This window comes from Photobacterium indicum (genome assembly GCF_003026215.1).
In the GTDB taxonomy this organism is placed as follows: Bacteria; Pseudomonadota; Gammaproteobacteria; order Enterobacterales; family Vibrionaceae; genus Photobacterium; species Photobacterium indicum.
In genome coordinates this window covers 90,329-110,333 of the sequence record NZ_PYOC01000001.1, presented here as the reverse complement: position 1 = coordinate 110,333, position 20,005 = coordinate 90,329, and the positions used below count along the sequence as shown (strand labels likewise).

The following is a 20,005-nucleotide window of genomic DNA, read 5'->3' as shown; positions in this document are numbered from 1 at the left end:
GATTTTATGATTATTATGTCAGTCATTCTCTTATAAAATCTTGGGAGAGATCAAGTGAGCGTTTCTTGTTATTTTAAATCATTCTTATATGGTCGAAAATAGAGACTTTTCCCGTTACAATATTCCTTGAATGCTTTGTATTCGAGCATTTAATACCATTCTCGATTGGTATATCACTAGGGTCTGTTTAATAAAAGGTAGTTAATAATGATTGAACGTCTGGAAACTGGCGCACGTATGAGCCGTATTGTTAAGCATAACGGAACAATTTACCTATGTGGTCAGGTGTGTAAAGACGCAACTCAAGGTATTAAAGAACAAACAGAAACAATGTTAGAGAAAGTTGAAGCATTACTTGAGCAAGCCGGTAGTGATAAAGAACATATGCTTTCAGCAACGTTATACATAAAAGATATGAAAGATTTTGCTGAAATGAATGCCGTGTGGGATAACTGGGTTCCTGAAGGTCATGCACCTGCTCGTGCTTGTGTTGAAGCAAGTATGGCGCGTGATGTGTTGCTTGTTGAGATTTCTGTGATTGCAGTAGAAAAATAAGCTCAGTAGTCCATATGGCTATTTTGCGGTTATGCTGTAATTGAGCGAAGTGCAATATGCACATAGAAAAGCAGTTACTTTGGTAGCTGCTTTTTTTATTACAAACACTAACCAGAAGAACATTAAAAGTGCCTTATCACGTTAAGTTTTATTTAACGAAGTGATAGAAACTATCAAATATTCAAACAAAGTCAATAAGATTACCCTTACGACACATTAACCATTAATGAGTCTTTAGGGGATAATCTAATGTCAGGAAAGCATATCTCATGCGCCATTAAAAATTATGAATCATTGTCTTTTCTCTGCCCTGATGTCACGAAAGTTGCTTTGGTTACTGAAGGTGGCGGGCAGCGGGGCATTTTTACTGCTGGCGTATTAGATGCCTTCTTAGAGGCTGATTTTAATCCGTTTTCATTAATGGTTGGCACCTCTGCTGGGTCATTAAATTTGGCATCGTTCATATGTGGTCAAACTAAGCATGCGTATCGTGTTATTACAGAGGCAACGACAGATCACGATTTTTTTGATGTTTACCGTTTTTTGGTTGGTAAAGAAGGTTTAAATCTTGATTGGTTATTAGAGCAAACGCAAACTCGTTTACCTCTAGATTGGCAGCAAGGCCATAAGAATATGCGCTCGTGTACAGTACTTGCCAGTGCTAGCAATGCTGACAATCATCAAGCTACTTTTTTTGATCTAGATAATGACGATTGGCATGTTGCTTTAAAGGCATCATGTGCAATTCCGATATTACGTCGTCAACCTATATTGAATAAGCAGCAATATTGGGTTGATGGTGGTGTTGGTGCACCTATTCCTGTTCAAGAAGCTTATGAGCGCGGATTCCGGCATATTGTAGTGATTCGTACTGTACCTATTACTGCACATTTTGATCATTGTTGGATGTCGATTATAAAAAAAGCACTGGGTAAAACCAAGGCGGCTCAAGTTATAGCCTTGTTGCTAGAGCATGAAGAAAATTACCGACAGACCCAAGAGTTTCTGAATAACCCACCGGAAGATGCAACCATCTACGAGATTCATCCAACAAAAGAACTGCATTCCAAGTTAATCGGCAGTACAAGCGATTCGTTAGAGCATGATTATCAGCTAGGACATCGTTCTGGTCGTTATTTTATGGCGACAGTTGGACGTAACTTTGGTGTAAATGCTAAGCCTGAGAGTAACAAAGAAAAAATTTGTGCATAGGAAATTAAAATGACTCAATTATGCACCACAGAGTTCGTCACGAAGGAGTCGAGCTTTACCACACTAATGGCACATGAAATTCATCAAATGTGGCAACAACGGCAGCAAAATACATTTATGGGTGTCAGTAATATACCGATTCGTTGGATCAGTATTACCCATAAAAAGAATACACAGTGTGTTGTTATTGTTAATGGTCGCAATGAAAGTGTTTGGAAATACCAAGAAGTATTCTATGAGTTTAGTCGTCGTGGGTTTGATGTGTTTGCGCTTGATCACCGCGGGCAAGGTGCTTCAGGGCGTATAACCACAGATCCTGAAGTCGGTCACGTTGATAGTTTTAATGACTACGTTGAAGATCTACATCAATTTGTTGATACCATTGTAAAGCCAGCTGATTATAAACATGCGTTTATTTTGGCGCATTCAATGGGGGGGGCAATAACGACGCTATATTTAGAGCAACATCCCTATATATTTGATGCTGCAGTGTTAAATGCCCCAATGTTTGGCATTCGCATGCCTGCTGCTCTACATTGTGTCGCGCCGTTTATGGCAAAAATGTTGACTAAAGTTGCAGCGAAATATCAACAACAACCTTCTTATTTATTTGGACAGAAGGCATACCATGAAGCCCCTTTCGCAGAGAATGATCAATGCCAAAGCTTATTACGCTACGTATGGGCGAAACATTTATATCAAGTGCACCCTGAGCTGCGTATTGGAGGCCCTAGTGCTCGCTGGTTGTGGCAAGCTTTAACAGCGGCAAATGATTGTATTCGTGATGCGGAAAAATTGAAGACCCCTGTTTTGTTATTACAGGCAGGTAACGACACAATAGTCGATAATAAAGCGCAGCGTCGTTTCAGTTGCGTGAGTGAGCAATGTCGGATCAAAGTGATAGAGCAAGCTAGGCATGAATTATTGATGGAGAAAGATGAACTACGCAACCAAGTGCTAATGGAAACTGTCTCCTTTTTTGACCGTTTTACAATGATCAATTAATCGTTACCTACATACTCTGTAATCCCTGCAATAAATTCTCGATGAAACGAGTACCTTGAGGTAACCTGGGTATACAATTGTTATATTAATTTTTTTAACTAAGTAGTGATTAACAATGAATGGTACAAGCCGCTCAGATATTCATGCTGGATTAGAAGTACAAATCGTTTTAAAAGAAGATCAACGTACAGGCAATTTAACGAAAGGTATTGTGAAAGATTTACTGACTAAATCTGCAACGCACCCTCATGGTATTAAAGTTCGTTTAGAAAGTGGTGATGTTGGGCGAGTAAAAGAAATTCTGTAATGACAATGATTTAATTGTGTAAGGCGCTGTATAACCTGGCATTTTATGATTAAGGGGAACAGTTAAGCCACTGATTATTTTGTTTATAACAGTTTTTAGAGTAAAAAAACGGAATTTAGCTGTACAAAAGCGACATATCTGTTAGTATGTCGCTCAGCAATTCAGAGAGTTATTACATGCAGCATCAAGTACAAGTTAAACTTACAGTTACAAAAACGTTATCGTTATGTGCCTATATGTTTCCTTTTATTTAGCGTAATAGTGTATAATTCAGCAAATTATCACGTCGCATATGCGACATTTGAATATTAAATAAGGGACAAACATGTCTAACACAACTGGTATCGTAAAGTGGTTTAACGAAGAGAAAGGTTTCGGTTTCATCACTCAAGACAACGGCGGCGCTGACGTATTCGTACATTTCCGTGCAATCGCTTCAGAAGGCTTTAAAACGCTTGCTGAAGGTCAAAAAGTTTCTTTTGAAGTAGAGCAAGGCCAAAAAGGTCTTCAAGCTGCAAACGTTGTAGCTTTATAATTCTTTAATAAAAAGAAATGATAGAAGGTCGCCTAGGCGGCCTTTTTTGTACCTGGAATTTAGATAAGTACATTCAAAAGGCGCAATTAATCGCCTAAGATCGCAACCATGATTGCTTTAATTGAGTGCATTCTATTTTCTGCTTCATCGAAACAAATAGTGTAAGAAGATTCAAAAACCTCCCCGATAAACTCACGATATTCCCCTTAAATAATTAGCTCTTGTCCATATCCGGTACTTTCACGAGCAGAATCTGTGCGCAATGCAATCTAACCAGACCCAACACTGTCCTTTAACGATCTTTAGTTTAGCTGGCGAACCTATTTATCTATAGTGGATTTACCCACATTCATCGCTTCAGCAGCCTCAATAACGGTGTAATCTTGGTCGAGTACTAATTGGGCCGCTTCAAGCTTAAATTCACTCTTCCACTACAATGATTCACGGGTTCATATATTGATGCAAACCTATTTAGTCTGGTAATGTTTTGCAACAAAGTCACTGTCTTGGGGCGAGCCTGCCTCGTAGTCGATGAAGACGCCGCCTGCTATCTGTTTCTCAGGTGTTGATTTGAGATCTCCCAGCTTTTTCAGCTTAGTCGCTGTATCTTGGATTATGGAATCCAACAGCACCAATGACTCAGGCTCCAGAGCATTTTTATCTTCAGCTTCCAATTGAAACAGCTGTAAATTGTTCAAAAAGTTGTTAACAATATCCTGTACTGTTCTCATTGTGGCCCGTAACACTTTAACTCGTTCTTCTTGAACTTTAAGATTATGTTTATCTTGAACCAGTTCAGCATGTTCGATTATTTTTGGTAACCACTTCCGAATTCCTATAGCGAGTAGAAGGAAACCCAGAAGATAACCAACGACCTTTTCTAAAAATGCCTGAACTTCGGTATCGCCAATTATCACGAATCGGTTTAGTTCGTCGAAATTATCGGTGATGTCGATTAATGTACCGAAGAAGATCAAGCAAAATCCAGCTACTATGTATCGCCAACCGCTAATCTGACTGATTTCTTTGGCGTGCTGTGCTTTAAGAAGAGAAAAAATCACCCCCCCGACTAGAAATGCTCTCAATACTTCCATAACTATGTCAGTCATTTTTATTCCTCCTTCTTTTTATAACGTGTCCCTTTCCTTAATCTATACTAGTCATCATTTAAAAAAAAACATTTTAAACTTACTTCTTTTTAGTTGCTTACTAGTTTAAGTGATATTTTCATATCAGAAGAACTTCAAGTTACGGTGAAAATGTGACACTTAAATAGTAATTTCACATACCGCACTGAATTATTAATTATAGGTAGCTTTATCTACTGCGTGATAGTTATAGTAAAGGGACTTTGGTCGAAATTTGAAGACAGTGGACTATGTATCTATGTGATCTGATAATGTTCAGTCATTTCAAAAAAGGTGAAGTATTATTTTAACATGATATTAAATCAGAGTTAGCTATAAGCGATTACCTACAAGACATAGAGTATGCTTCATTTAAGGCTAAGCGGGCAATGGCATTCGCGTATGAGGAATGCTTGTTTATGTTTAACGTTTTAGGCTGACTGGTCTACGTCGTAATATCTCAGGCGCCGTAATTTCTTACGTAAGATCGGGGGAGTATTCCGTTATAACCAGCGCGCCTTGATGACTTGAGCTGCGGCATTTCCCCAGTATTGATAGATCTTAGGCCCAGGATGGAATCCATCACTCGCCATTTGGTCGGGATCTAATGGGGGCTCAATGGTAACGATTTCGCAATCACTTTGAGTGGAAACCCAGCGTTCAAGCTTTCGATTAAAGGCTTTGGCTTTACTGCCTAAATACCAACGAAGCGGGTTGGGAAGCGCAGGAAACTTATCCATAGGGGGGATCTTGGTGAGAATAATTTGTTGGCAAGAAAAGCAATCTCGTAACTGAGCAACAAGGCGCTTTTGCTGTTTTATCCATTCGCTTGAACTCAACTGCGTCGTCACATCGTTTACTCCTAAAGAGACAATAACGATGTCATAGTCTTGCTTGGGGTGATCTGAAAGCTTTAGCCATACTTCTTTTGTAGTAACACCTGTTTTAGCTATTAACTGCCAATCTATTCTAAATTGATCACATAGCGTGCTAATAAGCTGCCCTGATAACGCCTGTGATTGATGTTCAACTCCAACCCCCGCAGCGGCAGAATCACCAATGAGAAGTAGACGAAGAGGCTTACCTTGCCCTTCAATTCCATAACGTGGGCCTGCGGCTTCTTTTAATCTAGGCGTTGATTTACGAATAAAAATCCCTTGTGGTAACAATACCGGAGCCATAAGCAATAGTACCAATTGATGTAACATGACATCTCCTTAGCAAATGTATTCATCACCAGCCTTATTAATCATAGAACCAATTTTTATCAATGCGGTGAAGAAGGCATCAGCGGTGAAAACATCCGTTTGAAGAAGGCATGATTTCTGAAAAAGACAACATAAGGCGCATTACACATATCAATGAATGCTAATGGAGCCCTATTTGTGACAGAGCCATATCAGACAGGGGCGGATATTGGTAAAGATTTTGAACATAACGCTCGAGGTAATAAGCAAAAAAAAAGCTCATTAAAATATTGAAATGAGCCTATATAAAGTTACACGTCTGTAAATACAGATAATAGCACTGGTCAGACCAGCACGTGTATTTTTGTTTGTTTTTTTTGACTCTAGCCTCAAAAATCCTGTTTATCCCACTTTAAAGTGCCCTGCCTTATTTCCAGATAGAAATGTCTCTTACGTTAAATTGGAATAGAACGAGCGTGATCCTGTAACGTCCAGATACGGAAAAGGTCGCCAATTGGCCTGTCTCTTATACGGAAATCCCTAGCTTAAAAACTGGGGATTTCTTGAACTTCGTTTCGATATCACGATCTGATCAAAAGACAGGGATCGCACTATGATGCATAGGGCTATCGGTAGCATAGATCGATAAAAAGCCGTAAAAATACGGCTTTGGTAGATAGGATTTCTTAGTTAGGTGCGAATTATTGACTATTAATCGCCTAAGGTTGCAACCATAATTGCTTTAATTGAGTGCATTCTATTTTCTGCTTCATCGAAACAAATAGTGTAAGAAGATTCAAAAACATCTTCTGTTACTTCAAGACCTTTCATATTGAATTTTTCTTCTATCTTTTTACCCACTCGTGTTTCGTCATTATGAAATGCAGGTAAACAGTGCATGTATTTAACCGCAGGGTTCTGCGTTGCTGTGATAACTGACATATTCACTTGGTAGGGTGCTAGGTCGTTTATGCGTGTTTCCCACAGTTCTTCCGGCTCACCCATAGAAACCCATACATCACCGTAAATAAAGTCTACGTTATCAACACCTTCTTGGACATTATCGGTAATGACAATTTTACCGCCTGAAATTTTGCACAACTCATTGCACTTCTCAACAAGAGTCGGATCTGGCCAGTAGGCTTTAGGGCCAACAAGACGGATTTCCATTCCCACTTTTGCCGCGCCAACCATTAGTGAGTTACCCATATTATTTTTTGCATCGCCCATATAGGCGAGTTTCATTTGATTTAGGCGCTTGCCGTTACCGTGCTCTAGCATTGTCATCCAATCTGCGATGATTTGAGTTGGGTGCCATTCATCGGTTAAACCATTCCAAACCGGCACGCCGGCATGCTCTCCTAGAATCTCAACGACATCCTGCCCAAAACCACGATATTCAATGCCATCATAGAAACGACCTAAAACACGGGCAGTATCTTTAGTACTTTCCTTATGACCCATTTGCGAGCCACCGCCAATGTAAGTGACATGTGCTCCTTGATCATGGGCTGCTACTTCAAACGCACAACGGGTACGAGTGGAGGTTTTTTCAAAGATGAGAGCTATATTTTTACCCTTCAGCTTCTGTTGTTCAGTGCCCGCATACTTGGCATGTTTTAAGTCTTGCGCCAATGCTATGAGGTGTTCGATTTCTTTACCTGTGAAATCAAGTAATTTTAGAAAGTTACGGTTGCGAAGATTAAAAGACATAGTATTACCTTATCGTATCTCTGTGATGTAGTTATAAGCGCTTAATGTATTTTCTATGGGAATGTACATAGGATTAAGTCGCCGTGTTGTTTTGCAATTACTATTCTCTTTTCCCTTCACAGCGTCTATTCGAGTTTAATTAAACCAGTATTAATATTTTTTTAATCAAGGAATTATACTCACTAAATACCGCATATTTATTCTGACTAACAGTTAACACTTTACTGACCGTTAGCAGACAGATGTATCGCTATAATTGAAAGTTATCGATAGGCAGTTGTATATAGGTGTACTGATGAAACGAAATCTACTTGTTGTAACAGTTATGGGATTATTATTGGTTGGCTGCGATCAAAAGGCTTCAACAGAAGCAGTGCAACCTGAGCAGGCTGAATCTACTATCGTCGCTGCAATTCAAGATCAAGCAGAAGTTATTGCAGATGCACATAACGCACGTAATGCACTGGATTGGAATGGTACATACAATGGCATTTTACCGTGTGCTGATTGCTCGGGTATAGAAACACAGCTAATGCTTAGGCAAGACGGCTCTTATATGCTAACTGAAACCTACCAAGGAAAAGAAGGTGGTGATGTCGAGCGCAGTGGTCAACTTGAATGGAATGCTGCTGGTAATACAGTCACGTTGCTCAACGATAATGGAAGTAGTATTCAGTACTTTGTTGGAGAAAGGCGCTTGTTTCGTTTAGACCGTGAAGGGAAGCGAATCACTGGCGATTTAGCTGAAAATTATATATTACAAAAGCAGTAAACCGTCGTAACGTTAGTGTACTTTGGGTTTCGCAGTTCATTCAGGCAGTGCAGATTGCCCTAATGAAATCACTCGTAGTATTGAGTATTTAAATAGATAGAACAGCATCACCGATAAGGTTGTAACTTGGGTATATATTTATGATGGATGTATACAACATTATTTGGACAGTAAACCTGTTACTATTCTTATAAGAATAAGAAATAAAGCTTTGGTAAGGGATATAACATGAGAATAATGAGCCAGCTGTGTGGGGTATTGATAGCCCTAACAGCAACAAATAGTGCTTGGGCCGCAGATAAAGTGGTGATGTTAGAAGATGGTCGACAAGTTGTATTACATGATGACTTCACATGGGAATACCAAGCAATAAAGACCACCGCTTTACCTGTAGAAGTGAAATCGACGCCAATCGAAACAACAAGCGCAGTACCAATAGCACCTGCTAGCTCTAGTATTACGAAGAGTGCTGCAGCTATTCCTGTGGTTAGTGCGATTCCTCTTGCTCAGGCACCTAAAGGCGCGCGTATAGAGCTGGGTGCAAGTAAAAACATTCAACAACTGAGTAATAGTGGTATTGATGTGTTACTTACAGCTGCCGAGTATGATGATGGTGTGCTTGTTATTCCGACAATGATGACAAATCAGAGTTTGCAATCGGTCGTTACAGTGATTGTAAAGGTTACCTTGAACGATGAAAATGGGAATCAAATAGGCAGTGAAGAAGCTAAAATTTGGTCATCAATAAAACGTCTTCCTGACACGTATTTTAGACCTAAAACCCAGCAAAAAGGAAACCCTATTACTTTTTCTGTGCCTAAAAATTCGGTTTACTTTATCAGTGCTGAAATTGTTGAAGTTGAGCATTGGTAATTAAAAGTAAGAATTTAAATACGAAATGTAGATATTTGAAAGTAACGTAACCCTAAAGAGCATGTAATCATAACGATTCCATGCTCTTTTTTTACTTATGTTTTAGGTGGTGTTTATATTGTTTTTAAGAAACTTTCAATTTTCATTTTGTGTTTGGCCAGTGTTTCTTGGCTTGGTTGCTTAATATGATTGTGAGTGAAGTAAACTAGCAGTGCCATTTGGGCTGTTAGGCGGTTTTCTGCTTCATCAAAAATAACAGATCGTGGTGACTCCATCACTTCTCGAGTACATTCGCGTTGATCATTGGCTGGTAAGCAGTGCATGAACATTGCATCTGGCCCTGCTTTTTCCATCATGGTTTCAGTTACAACGTAATCAGGGATAAACGTTGAAAGACGGATATCTTTTTCATCTTCCTGACCAAACCAGTAGAAGCTATCGGCTACAATAATGTCACAGCCAGCAACTTCGTCGGTATTATCGGTAATAACGAGCTTACCGTTAGATGTTTCACAGTTGTCTAAAGCAATATCGACCCACTTCTGTGGTGCTTTAAAACGTTCAGGGCAGATATGTTTGAAGGTCATGCCAAACTTAGTACATGCAAACATCAGCGAAGAGGCAACGTTGGTGGCATCACCCACAAAGGCAACCGTTAAATCACTAAGCGTTTTACCTTCAGGTAGGTGCTCAAGCATGGTAAATAAATCTGCCATAATTTGAGTCGGGTGTAACCAGTCACATAAACCATTGATAACGGGAACAGTTGCTTGTTCAGCTAAGCCTGCAACCGTGCTGTGATCATCAACACGCGCCATAATGACATCAACCATACGAGACAATACTCGCGCTGTGTCTTCAAGTGACTCTTTACCACCAAGGTGAATATCTTTTGGTGACAAGAATAAAGCATGGCCACCAAGCATAGTTGCGGCTGTTTCAAAAGAGACACGTGTACGAGTTGAAGGTTGCTCGAAAATCATAGCAACAGATTTACCTTTGAATAGCTGGGGTAATGCATTGTCATGGCGTGCTTGTTTTAGCATTGCCATTAGTTCAAGAATATCGTTTAACTCTTTTTTAGAATAATCTTGAGTTTTCAGGAAATGACGTAAACCTTCTTTATTCAAATTAGTAGCGCTTGAAGATGGCGTTTTCATGATTTTTCCCTTCTAAATAACGGTTGTTGTCGAAACGTGTAATAAGTTACGACATGTAATAAGATGTTCTATCTATTCTTTATGTTTTTATTATGTGCTGGTTCGGTGATTAATACTTAAACTAGAATCACTAATCGATTTGTTTTCAAATAAACGAAAAATGTTCATGGTATAAATCACAAATAATTATTTGCATGGCGATTAATAGTCGATAATTGATTCTGATGTTTAAATAGCGCTGTCTAAATATCTTAAATTATAAAAGGTCTATTTTTATTAATGGCTATGGATAATAAATGCTAAGCAGCAGAAAAACGTTTATAACCGTAGTTATAAACGTTTTTTTGTCAGGCTAAAAGATGGCTTAGTGTGTGATTACTTCTATTGGCTTTCTTGGTAAATTCTTAGGTAGGTAAGTGCCTAAGTAAGCTTCTGTTAACGTGATAGCTTCACGTGCCATTTCTGGTGGAATACTGCCATTTTCTCGGTAGTTCATTGAGTAAACTTTATCGGCAACTTGCAAAGCTATGGCAAAAATATTCACATTGGTAGGTAGCTCTGGCAATACGAAGTATTGACGATAAATTGCTTCGACATGTTCGGCCAGTAATAGGTCATTTTGTGCATCAGCATGGCGGATAGAAGCGTATATGTGTTGCCCAAGTAAAATGCGCTGAACAAGTGGGTTGTTACTGTAGTAAGTGACAAACCCTTGTTCAATCATCCGGTTGATGTCACTCCAATGATGGATTCTTTCAGCGATGATAGAGTCTTGTAAGACGTTTGTGAAATCAACGAAAATGTCTTCCATCAATTCGTATATTAACGCTTCAATATTAGGGTAATGATGGTAAACGGTAGATGCTGCAATCGCGGCTTCTTTGGCGACATCATAAATAGAGATTGAATTGACGTCACGATGAGCGACGAGATGAGTGACAGCTTTATGAATCCTTTTAAGCCTTTGATCTGTTGATTCCTTTTTCATCTCGCCCTCTTATTTTTTGTGTACATATCGAGATTATTTGAGCCACTATTATTCTTATATTATTGCAATAAAGCATTTCCACCTACAGCAACAACAATGATTGGTTTGTTATTTTTCATGCCACTCTCCCTGTTTAATGATTTATCTAACAATACTGGTTGGCATGAAAAGTATCCCTTAATGGCATCTTATTCACTTGATCAGAATCAATTTTATCGAATAAGAGGGATTGAGTAGCTATATCTGAATTTCAGGTCACGCCTTTATCATCATTAAAGGTGAACTCGTCGATAAGTGATTCTAATAACGAAACAATGCTGCGTGGTCTGTTTAGATAATAACCAACACGTGAGAAGTCTTAGTAATAAAAATAAATATTATACGTTTGAATAACCATGGAGATGGATTATGGACACGCAAGCATCGACAGGAAAGATGGGGGTCACAAGTCTGGCTCTCTTTAGTTTATGCGCCGTTATTGTTGTCGATACATTAACGGCTTCAGCATCGATAGGGGTGAGCTCTATTGGCTGGTGGATTTTAACACTGGTTGTTTTTGTTATTCCTTATGGATTAATTACTTCTGAATTGAGTACAACCTACCCCGGTGAAGGGGGAATTTATGATTGGGTTAAAAAAGCCTTTGGTTATAAATGGGCAGTAAGAACAACATGGTTTTACTGGATAAATGTCGGGTTATGGATGCCTGCTGTTTATATTATGTTTGCGGGTATGTTTTCTGAATTATTTTTCCCTGGCTTATCTTTATTCTGGCAAGTCGTTATTTGTATTGTACTAACATGGTTAACGATCTGGATTTGTAATGTATCGGTCGATGTGGGTGTATGGGTTACAAATATTGGTGCAATACTGAAAATCGCGGTTATTTCTGTATTGGGTTTCGGTGGCTTTATCTACGCCGCTAAACATGGTGTTGCAAATGAATTTAGCTTTTCCGCCATGATGCCAAGCTTAGATACTGGGGTCGCCTTTCTGCCTGCGTTGGTGTTTAATTTGATGGGCTTCGAGCTTGTCGCAACCATGACCAAAGAAATGAAAGATGTGCGCGATATGCCCAAAGCCATTTTCCTCGCGGCCATAATTACAGCCTTTCTTTATGTGTTTGGTACTGTTGGTATTTTGATGGCATTACCTGTTCAAGATATTGGTTTAGTTGCTGGTATTATCGATACGTTACGTAAACTGTTTGGTGACGGTGATTTTGGTCAGATGATGGTCTACATTATCGGCACAATGGCACTGCTGACCTTCATTGGTAACATGGTGACATGGACAATGGGCGCAAGCCGTGCAGCAGCAGAAGCCGCAAGTGAAGGCGAACTGCCTGATGTCGTAGGTAAGATGTCTGAAAAGCATGATACCCCTATCGGTGCTAATAATATTACTGGTGCACTCTCGACTGCAGTTATCTTAGCGTATGCCATCTTTGCCCAAAGCAGTGATGAATTATTCTGGTCAGTGTTTGCATTCTCAAGCTGTATTTTCCTTTTACCTTATTTATTCATGTTCCCGTCGTATTTGAAGTTACGTATTAGTGATAGTCAATTTGAGCGTCCTTTCCGTGTACCTGGTGGTATGGGGATGCAGTGGTTATTAAGCACTGTGTGCTTCCTTACTATTGCGCAGGCTGTTGTATTGTTTATTTTCCCTGATTTGATTTCGCTCTCCGTTAATTGGACCTATAGCGCGCCTGTATTAATTGGTGTGTTGCTGACTATTGCGATTGGTGAATATTTATTGAAGCTGGCTATAGCGAAGAAAAAACAAGCCAATAAATCACAAGATTACCAAGAACATACTGCATAGCGATGGTATATATAAATTATAAAGGTGAATATCATGACTAAACAATTAAGCACAAACCCAAAGCAAGATGGATTTAGAATGCCAGCAGAGCACGAACCTCAATCTGCTATATGGATGGCATGGCCAGAGCGTACCGATAATTGGCGTTATGGCGCAAAACCAGCACAAGCAACATTTGTAGAAGTCGCCAAAGCCATAGCGAAAACAACACCGGTTACTATGGTGGTGAGTGCCGAGCAGTTTGAAAATGCCCGCGTAGTATTACCGAGTTATATTCAGGTACTAGAAATGAGTACCGATGATTCTTGGATGCGTGATATCGGCCCTTCGTATGTGGTGAATGATCATGGTGAACGACGCGGTGTTGATTGGCACTTTAATGCGTGGGGCGGATTGGTTGATGGGCTCTATTTCCCATGGGATAAAGACGACGCTGTCGCACGAAAAGTGTGTGAAACGTTAGGCGATGATAGCTATCGTGCCCCTATCGTACTAGAAGGTGGCTCTATTCATGTGGATGGTGAAGGAACGTTATACACCACTGAAGAATGCTTGCTTCACCCAAGCCGTAATCCTGATCTAACTCGTGAAGAGATTGAAGATGTACTGAAAGAAAATCTCTCTATTGAAAAGGTAATATGGATCCCTCAAGGTTTGTATAACGATGAGACTAACGGACACGTTGATAACTTGATTCACGTTGTACGCCCAGGTGAAATTGCACTGACATGGTGTGATGATGAAACAGATCCTCAGTATCTTATTTCACGAAAAGCGATGGACGTATTATTAACCGAGACTGATGCCAAAGGTCGCCAGATTAAAATCCATAAACTGCCGATGCCGGGCCCACTGTATATTTCAGAAGATGAAGCGAATGGTGTCGATGTATCAGAAGGGATGGAGCGAGTACCGGGCGAGCGTTTAGCAGGATCTTACGCCAACTACCTGATTTCAAATAATCATGTTATTTATCCGTTGCTGGATGAGAAACACGATAAAGACGTCGCGCTGTTGTTAGCTGATTTATATCCAAACTATGAAGTAACGGGGGTGAATGCGCGTGAAATATTATTGGGTGGCGGCAATATTCACTGTATTACCCAACAAATTCCTAAGGTTTAATGAAGTAGTCTATTCGTCATTGAGAAGATAGGGTGGAAAAAAAAGAGAGAGCAATTGGCTCTCTCTTTTTGTTTTCTTACTGTGAATGGCTAAGCCATGATTGGCTGGGCAGGAAGGTTATCTTGCTGCGAACCAGGAAGCTTGATAGTGAGCGCAATGATGAGCGAGACCACCAATAGCCCTAACATAAGGTAGAAGGTTGCGGCGAACCCACCGAAGAGCGATGCGACAATAGAACCAATAATACTGCCGATACCAAAGCCAAGGTAAATTAAGCCGTAGTTTTTTGTTAGGTTGTTTAAGCCGAAGAAATCACTGATCAATGATGGGAATACAGTAATTGTGCCGCCAAAACTAAATGCAATACATGCGACAGCAAAATAGAAACTAACTGTACTTTGGTGCGCAAAAAGTAGCGCACACACACCGATTAAGCAAATGAAGAGTGCAATAGCGATGACTTTAATACGGCTAATGCTATCTGAAAGCACCCCAAGCACTAAACGACCACTTAGGTTTGCTACGGCAATGATAGCGACTGAGGTTGCTGCAATTGCCATAGGAAGGTGCACATAGCTTTCACCAATATCTTTTGCGACACCAATAACGTACAGACCACTCATGCACACAGTTAGAAAGACCAATGCTAGCATCCAAAACTGTGAGCATTTTACTGCCTCTGCCAGGGTGTAATCACGAACTGGCGTTTCTGCTGTATTTTGTTGTTCTTGTTTAGGGGCATCTTTCATCATTAGACCGCCAAGGATAACCATGACCATGGCTATAACTCCCCAAGTGCTGAACGTGTTTTCCAATCCAGTGTTTGTTAGGAAGTACATGTTGATGTATTTAAACCCAAGGCTACCTAAACCATACGCGCCAATTGCACACGCAGAGATCAAACCTTTACGCTCGGGAAAGAGCTTCACGCAGTTAGATAAGGTCATCAGGTAACCGGTACCGTCGGCAAAGCCCACTAACAAGCCCGCGAAGACATACAGTAAAATCAGGTTAGATGCATGGGCTGTCAGCAATAAGCTTGCACCTAATAATAGTCCAGAGCAAATAGTGACTTTACGTACACCAAAGCGTTCTTGCAGTTTGCCAGACAACGATGATGCAACGGCTAACGCTAAGCTTAAAATACCAAAAGAAAAAGCTACACGGCTAACGGGCTCTGATAGCTTGTCTGCCAGCTGAGAGTTAAATAGACTCCACGTATACACCGACCCTAAAGCAAATTGGGTGATGATAGTGCCAAACAACGTAAAGAGTCGATCTCGGTTTGATATTTGAGTCGCCATAACGTTAATCTCCAACGAATTTAAAAGCATGAAGGCGACAGTGTTTGTCACCTTGTTAAGCTACTAAAATACGGTCTACGTTGGAGATGACAATAGGGAGAAATGAATAAAAAATGAAATGCAATAAGTGCGGAATGAAGTGCAATATAGCGGCATGAATTACAATTTCATTAATTCACGAAATGCTTTTATATTGCTACGACTCACTGGTATTTCACTGCCGATACCGTGTACTTTAAGTTGGTAGGTACAGTTTATCCAAGGAATGATTTCTTGAATTTTTTCTATGTTCACACAGTAAGAACGATGGGTGCGGAAAAAACTTTTTTCAGGTAAGCGATTGATTAATTCACTCATAGTGAAAGGGACAATAAAAGCACCTTCTTTGGTAAATACATTGGTTACTTTCTCATTAGCCACAGCATAATAAATATCGTCAACGGCGGTAACAAAAATGCGGTTGTCTTTAACCAAGTTAATCGTTTTAGCCCTGACTTTTTCGGGTGGGGCGACTTGGCATTGATGGGTTGCTTCTAGTTTGGCTAATAACCCGATGATACGTTTTTCGTTCAGTGGCTTTAGTATGTAATCAAAGGCTTCAAGTTCAAAAGCATCGACCGCAAATTCTTTATAGGCTGTCGTAAATACAATATGCGGTTTTTCAGAAAATTGATGAATGTTACGTGCTAGTAACATGCCATCGATCGACGGCACATTAATGTCTAAAAAAGCAATATCGACCTTATGGGTTTGGAGATACTTAAAGGCTTCTAAACCATCCTCAAAGGTAGCGATAATCTGAATGTTACTATGGCGCTCAATTAAATACGTCAGCTCTTCCCTTGCTAAATATTCATCTTCTACGATTAGGGCTTTCAACATGGTGTGACCTTCATTTCAATTCGTTGACGTAAAATACGACTTCTGTGCCTTGCTCAAGACGTTTGATGTATAAACCTTCGCCATACAATAATGAAATCCGCTGATGTACATTCATTAAACCAATATGGTGGCTTTCCATTGTGCCGTTATAGAGCTTATCAATGGCATTTTGGCTAATCCCTATTCCTGTGTTTTGAATAGTTATTTTGAATCGTTCAGCATCCCGCTTTACCGAAATATTCACTTTACCGGGCTGACGAGAAGGCTGAATACCATGCTGAATTGCATTTTCTACCAACGGCTGAATCAATAAACAGGGAATCGTTGGATGCACATCATCAACATCGAACGTTACTTCTAGCTTGTCACCAAAGCGAGCTTGCTCAATGGCGACATAATCTCTTACTTGTTGTAACTCTTCTTGGATATCGATCAAGTCATTATTACGTTCGAGATTATATCGCAGAAAATCCGCTAAATTAGCAATCAATTGACGTGCTTTATCAGGGTGAATACGCACTAACGTTGAAATGGCATTCAATGCATTGAATAAAAAATGCGGATTAATTTTACTTTGTAGTGCAGAAAGTTCAGCTTTGCTGGTCATGGCTTTCAACTGTTCAAGACGTGAGACTTCCATCTGAGTGGAAATCAATTGCGATAAGCCGATCGTCATTTCACGTAATGACGGTCGAATGCGGTGTGGCTGGTGGTAGAATATTTTTAACGTTCCGCTAACGGCACCGTTTTCCCATAGTGGAATAATTAACAGTGAATGAAAGCCGTGCACATTAAGATTATTACTAATGATTTGCTCACCAGTACTGACGGCTTGTTGGGTCATCACACTGATCTTATGGTACGCATCCAAGTAGTTTTCTTGCCCTATGCCGACGTAAGCTAATACGTCTTTTACATCAGTAATGGCGACGGCATCTGCATGGGTTTCTTCGCGAATAATGCCACATACTTTCGTCAGTGAATCTCGATGATTATTTCGAAAATAGGGCAGAGTTTTATTCGCGATATCGAGAGCAAGTTTTGCTTGTTTGGCAGCGATTAAATCTTTTTCTTCATCTAAATCTTGAACCAATTTAATAATGAGCCCAATGCACACCGCCCCTGCGATCATGGGGACGCTAATATGTTCCACAATGGTGTAAGCCAGCTGCTTATTCTCAGATAAGCTCACAATTAAAATCATGGTTAAGATTTCGCAGAACATACCAGCAAGAATGCCCCACTTTGCGTACGATTTTTTGTGGCATTTAAAATGAATCCATGTTGCCAATAGCCCTGCAATCGTACTGGAAATTAAACAAGCTACCGATGTTGGTCCGTTCATGTCGATAAGATAGCGGTGTAAGCCTGAAATAATGCCTGCGGGAATTCCTACCCAAGGCCCAAAAATGATCCCACCAGATAAGACTGCAATAATACGAACATTAATGAGTGAACCATCAACATTGACGCCCGTGTAGGTACTAAAAACAGCAAATAGAATGAAGAGTGCAGAGATAAGCGCAGTTTCAATCGGATGCCGTTGGGTTTTGATAACAATATGCTGGAATAGATTGGTACGCGTTAAGAAAAATAATGCCATTAGCATCAGTGCTGCGCGTTCAAATACCGCCAGCAGCATCATAAATTGTTCGGTGTACACAGAGAAAAGCCTTAGTGTGGGTTGGATAGAAGAGATGTTTAGTTTTGATTGTACATGGGGCGTGTCTTTAACCCCACAAGTTGTGGGGCTTGAAAATATAGTTTGCTGAAATGGTGTGTCCGTGATTTTTTAGGTAAGAGTTAATGTTAATTAACCCACTTTTATTGCGACCTTCTTGGTTGTAATTATCTCACTGGCTGAAATAGCCCCTAGAACAATCAGCATCATTGCCAAAATGGTATTCATATTCAGTGACTCAGCAAACATAGGCACGGCAATTAAAGCGGCTAACACAGGGGTAAAAGATCCTAGTGCGGCACTCATTTCAGCGCCTAAACGTGAAATAGCATAGCCAAAAGTGAAGTTCGCAATAAGCCCGGCAGCAATACCTTGGATAATAAAATGAAAAGCAATCTCACTGCCAGGCGCATTCAGTAAGTTAAAATCAACGAAATCCAATAAGTACAAAACAGGTAAGCAGATACATGCCGAGAGTGATAATACCGCCCCGCCTTCAATAGGGGTTAAGCCCGATACTCGCATTGCAATAGTAAACCACGCCCAACTGAAGCTCGCCATTAAAAGCAATGCATGCCCCGTGGCGATTTGACCGCTTCCACTTAATAGAGAGGTTGCTAGAAACAGGCAAATACCAAGAAATATCAGCATAATGCCGGCTTTTCTCATTGAAGAAATACGTTCCCGATAGCAAATAGCCGCAATAGACGTTACAAACAAGGGCAAGATACCAGGGATCAAAGATGCACCATCAGCTACGGGGGCATAACGTAATCCATTAGCGGCTAGTAATAAAAAAGGTAAGCCGGCACCAAAAGCGATAGCAAACAGATAGCGTTTTGGGGTGTGTTTAATCTTTGCTGCTTTGGGGAAGGCAAGCCAGCCAAAAACGAGTGCGGCAGGTAAGAAGCGTAATAATGCAATATCCCCAATAGTGAGTGCTGATTGGCTCGATGCGCGCAGTGAGATAAAAAAACTCGCCCAAATCAGTAATGTTACTCCCATTGCCATTAGGCCAAAGCCGAACTCTTTTCTTTTTAGGATTTCCATGTCTCACCATTCTGTTATCGATAATTGCTAGCACAGCTTGTGCAGTACTTTATTATCGGTAACAACGGCAGGGTAATGTTGGCAAAGTAGTGTTGGTTGTTACTCAATATTGGTGATATTTTCTAATATGGAATGATAAGTTAGCTATTTTTATCAAAACTAGAAAAGGGATAAGCTGGTGGATAAGAAAGATAAACAAATATTAGCGGAACTTCAGAGTGATGTTCGTAAAACAACGGCTGATATTGCCGAGAGTGTTGGGCTATCGACATCGCCTTGTGCACGTCGAATTAAAAAGTTGGAATCAGACGGTATTATTTCGGGTTACCAAGTCAAACTGGATCGGAAAAAACTGGGTTTGATGATGACATTTTTTGTCAATGTGAGTCTGAGTAACCACCGTGACCAAGCCATTAGTGAATTTGAAAATGCGGTGAATTGCATGTCAGAAGTGATTAGCTGCCATGTTATTTCGGGGTCATACGACTATTTGTTGGAAGTGGTGAGTAAAGATTTGACCCATTACGAATCGTTTATGCGCAAGCTACAGACGTTGAGTATGGTAAAAGACATTAATACTAATTTAGCGATTAGATCGGTTAAATCGGGAACACCATTACCATTATAAAGGTGAGGTGAAAGTATTATTTTTTGAGGTGAAGTGATGCGAGTGTAGGGAAGGGGGGGAGTTAGCTGTATATC

General features: G+C 40.2%; 19 protein-coding genes and 2 pseudogenes. 10 read left to right on the top strand and 11 right to left on the bottom strand.

The window, feature by feature from the left end; translation table 11 throughout:
- Nucleotides 1-207: 207 nt before the first annotated feature.
- The 5 genes from C9J47_RS00475 (at nt 208) to cspE (ending at nt 3,614) form a co-directional block, all read left to right on the top strand.
- Nucleotides 208-555, top strand: a complete 348-nt coding sequence (locus C9J47_RS00475) for a RidA family protein (RefSeq protein WP_107251753.1) — start codon at nt 208-210, stop codon at nt 553-555.
- 249 nt (nt 556-804) lie between these two features.
- Nucleotides 805-1,767, top strand: a complete 963-nt coding sequence (locus C9J47_RS00470) for a patatin-like phospholipase family protein (RefSeq protein ID WP_107251752.1) — start codon at nt 805-807, stop codon at nt 1,765-1,767.
- A 9-nt stretch (nt 1,768-1,776) separates the two neighbouring features.
- A complete protein-coding gene (locus tag C9J47_RS00465; RefSeq protein ID WP_107251751.1) occupies nt 1,777-2,772 on the top strand; it encodes an alpha/beta fold hydrolase in 996 nt (331 codons plus the stop codon).
- A 115-nt stretch (nt 2,773-2,887) separates the two neighbouring features.
- Entirely contained in the window at nt 2,888-3,079 is a 192-nt protein-coding gene (locus C9J47_RS00460) for a YwbE family protein (protein WP_006228554.1), read from the top strand.
- A 325-nt stretch (nt 3,080-3,404) separates the two neighbouring features.
- Complete coding sequence (cspE, locus tag C9J47_RS00455) at nt 3,405-3,614, top strand: transcription antiterminator/RNA stability regulator CspE (protein ID WP_006228553.1); 210 nt, start codon at nt 3,405-3,407, stop codon at nt 3,612-3,614.
- An 86-nt stretch (nt 3,615-3,700) separates the two neighbouring features.
- On the opposite strand, the pseudogene C9J47_RS00450 reads toward cspE, so the two are convergent.
- From C9J47_RS00450 to argF, 5 genes and pseudogenes are all read right to left on the bottom strand, one after another.
- A pseudogene (locus C9J47_RS00450) lies at nt 3,701-3,808 on the bottom strand (ornithine carbamoyltransferase); the annotation flags it as partial.
- Nucleotides 3,809-4,081: 273 nt separating this feature from the next.
- Nucleotides 4,082-4,723, bottom strand: coding sequence for a hypothetical protein (locus C9J47_RS00445; protein ID WP_107251750.1), 642 nt, complete (start codon nt 4,721-4,723; stop codon nt 4,082-4,084).
- A 397-nt stretch (nt 4,724-5,120) separates the two neighbouring features.
- Nucleotides 5,121-5,211, bottom strand: a pseudogene (locus tag C9J47_RS27545) (IS6 family transposase); the annotation flags it as partial.
- A gap of 33 nt (nt 5,212-5,244) precedes the next feature.
- Entirely contained in the window at nt 5,245-5,949 is a 705-nt protein-coding gene (locus C9J47_RS00440; RefSeq protein ID WP_107251749.1) for an SGNH/GDSL hydrolase family protein, read from the bottom strand.
- A gap of 690 nt (nt 5,950-6,639) precedes the next feature.
- Complete coding sequence (gene argF, locus C9J47_RS00435) at nt 6,640-7,641, bottom strand: ornithine carbamoyltransferase (RefSeq protein ID WP_107251748.1); 1,002 nt, start codon at nt 7,639-7,641, stop codon at nt 6,640-6,642.
- Nucleotides 7,642-7,936: 295 nt separating this feature from the next.
- Between argF and C9J47_RS00430 the strand changes: the two genes are divergently transcribed.
- On the top strand, nt 7,937-8,413 hold the full coding sequence (locus tag C9J47_RS00430; RefSeq protein WP_107251747.1) for a copper resistance protein NlpE: 477 nt from the start codon (nt 7,937-7,939) through the stop codon (nt 8,411-8,413).
- Between the two features lie 228 nt (nt 8,414-8,641).
- Nucleotides 8,642-9,286, top strand: coding sequence for a DUF3157 family protein (locus C9J47_RS00425; RefSeq protein ID WP_107251746.1), 645 nt, complete (start codon nt 8,642-8,644; stop codon nt 9,284-9,286).
- Nucleotides 9,287-9,399: 113 nt separating this feature from the next.
- Here the strand turns inward: C9J47_RS00425 and ptcA are convergent, their stop codons facing one another.
- Both ptcA and C9J47_RS00415 read right to left on the bottom strand, forming a co-directional pair.
- On the bottom strand, nt 9,400-10,446 hold the full coding sequence (ptcA, locus tag C9J47_RS00420) for a putrescine carbamoyltransferase (RefSeq protein ID WP_107251745.1): 1,047 nt from the start codon (nt 10,444-10,446) through the stop codon (nt 9,400-9,402).
- Between the two features lie 364 nt (nt 10,447-10,810).
- Nucleotides 10,811-11,434, bottom strand: coding sequence for a TetR/AcrR family transcriptional regulator (locus C9J47_RS00415; RefSeq protein ID WP_107251744.1), 624 nt, complete (start codon nt 11,432-11,434; stop codon nt 10,811-10,813).
- Nucleotides 11,435-11,842: 408 nt separating this feature from the next.
- On the opposite strand from C9J47_RS00415, the gene C9J47_RS00410 reads away from it, so the two are divergent.
- Both C9J47_RS00410 and aguA read left to right on the top strand, forming a co-directional pair.
- Complete coding sequence (locus C9J47_RS00410) at nt 11,843-13,261, top strand: APC family permease (protein WP_107251743.1); 1,419 nt, start codon at nt 11,843-11,845, stop codon at nt 13,259-13,261.
- Between the two features lie 33 nt (nt 13,262-13,294).
- Entirely contained in the window at nt 13,295-14,386 is a 1,092-nt protein-coding gene (gene aguA / locus C9J47_RS00405; RefSeq protein ID WP_107251742.1) for an agmatine deiminase, read from the top strand.
- 89 nt (nt 14,387-14,475) lie between these two features.
- On the opposite strand, the gene C9J47_RS00400 is transcribed toward aguA, so the two are convergent.
- The 4 genes from C9J47_RS00400 to C9J47_RS00385 form a co-directional block, all read right to left on the bottom strand.
- Nucleotides 14,476-15,690: an L-lactate MFS transporter gene (locus C9J47_RS00400; protein WP_107251741.1), complete on the bottom strand. Its 1,215-nt coding sequence runs from the start codon at nt 15,688-15,690 to the stop codon at nt 14,476-14,478.
- A 159-nt stretch (nt 15,691-15,849) separates the two neighbouring features.
- Nucleotides 15,850-16,572, bottom strand: coding sequence for a LytR/AlgR family response regulator transcription factor (locus C9J47_RS00395; RefSeq protein ID WP_107251740.1), 723 nt, complete (start codon nt 16,570-16,572; stop codon nt 15,850-15,852).
- Nucleotides 16,573-16,582: 10 nt separating this feature from the next.
- Nucleotides 16,583-18,217, bottom strand: a complete 1,635-nt coding sequence (locus tag C9J47_RS00390; RefSeq protein ID WP_170107435.1) for a sensor histidine kinase — start codon at nt 18,215-18,217, stop codon at nt 16,583-16,585.
- A gap of 168 nt (nt 18,218-18,385) precedes the next feature.
- Nucleotides 18,386-19,303, bottom strand: a complete 918-nt coding sequence (locus tag C9J47_RS00385) for a DMT family transporter (RefSeq protein WP_107251738.1) — start codon at nt 19,301-19,303, stop codon at nt 18,386-18,388.
- 178 nt (nt 19,304-19,481) lie between these two features.
- Here C9J47_RS00385 and C9J47_RS00380 point away from each other — a divergent pair, with 178 nt between their 5' ends.
- Nucleotides 19,482-19,931 carry an Lrp/AsnC family transcriptional regulator gene (locus C9J47_RS00380; RefSeq protein ID WP_107251737.1) on the top strand — a complete coding sequence of 150 codons (450 nt, stop codon included), beginning with the start codon at nt 19,482-19,484 and terminating at the stop codon, nt 19,929-19,931.
- The last annotated feature ends 74 nt before the right edge of the window (nt 19,932-20,005 follow it).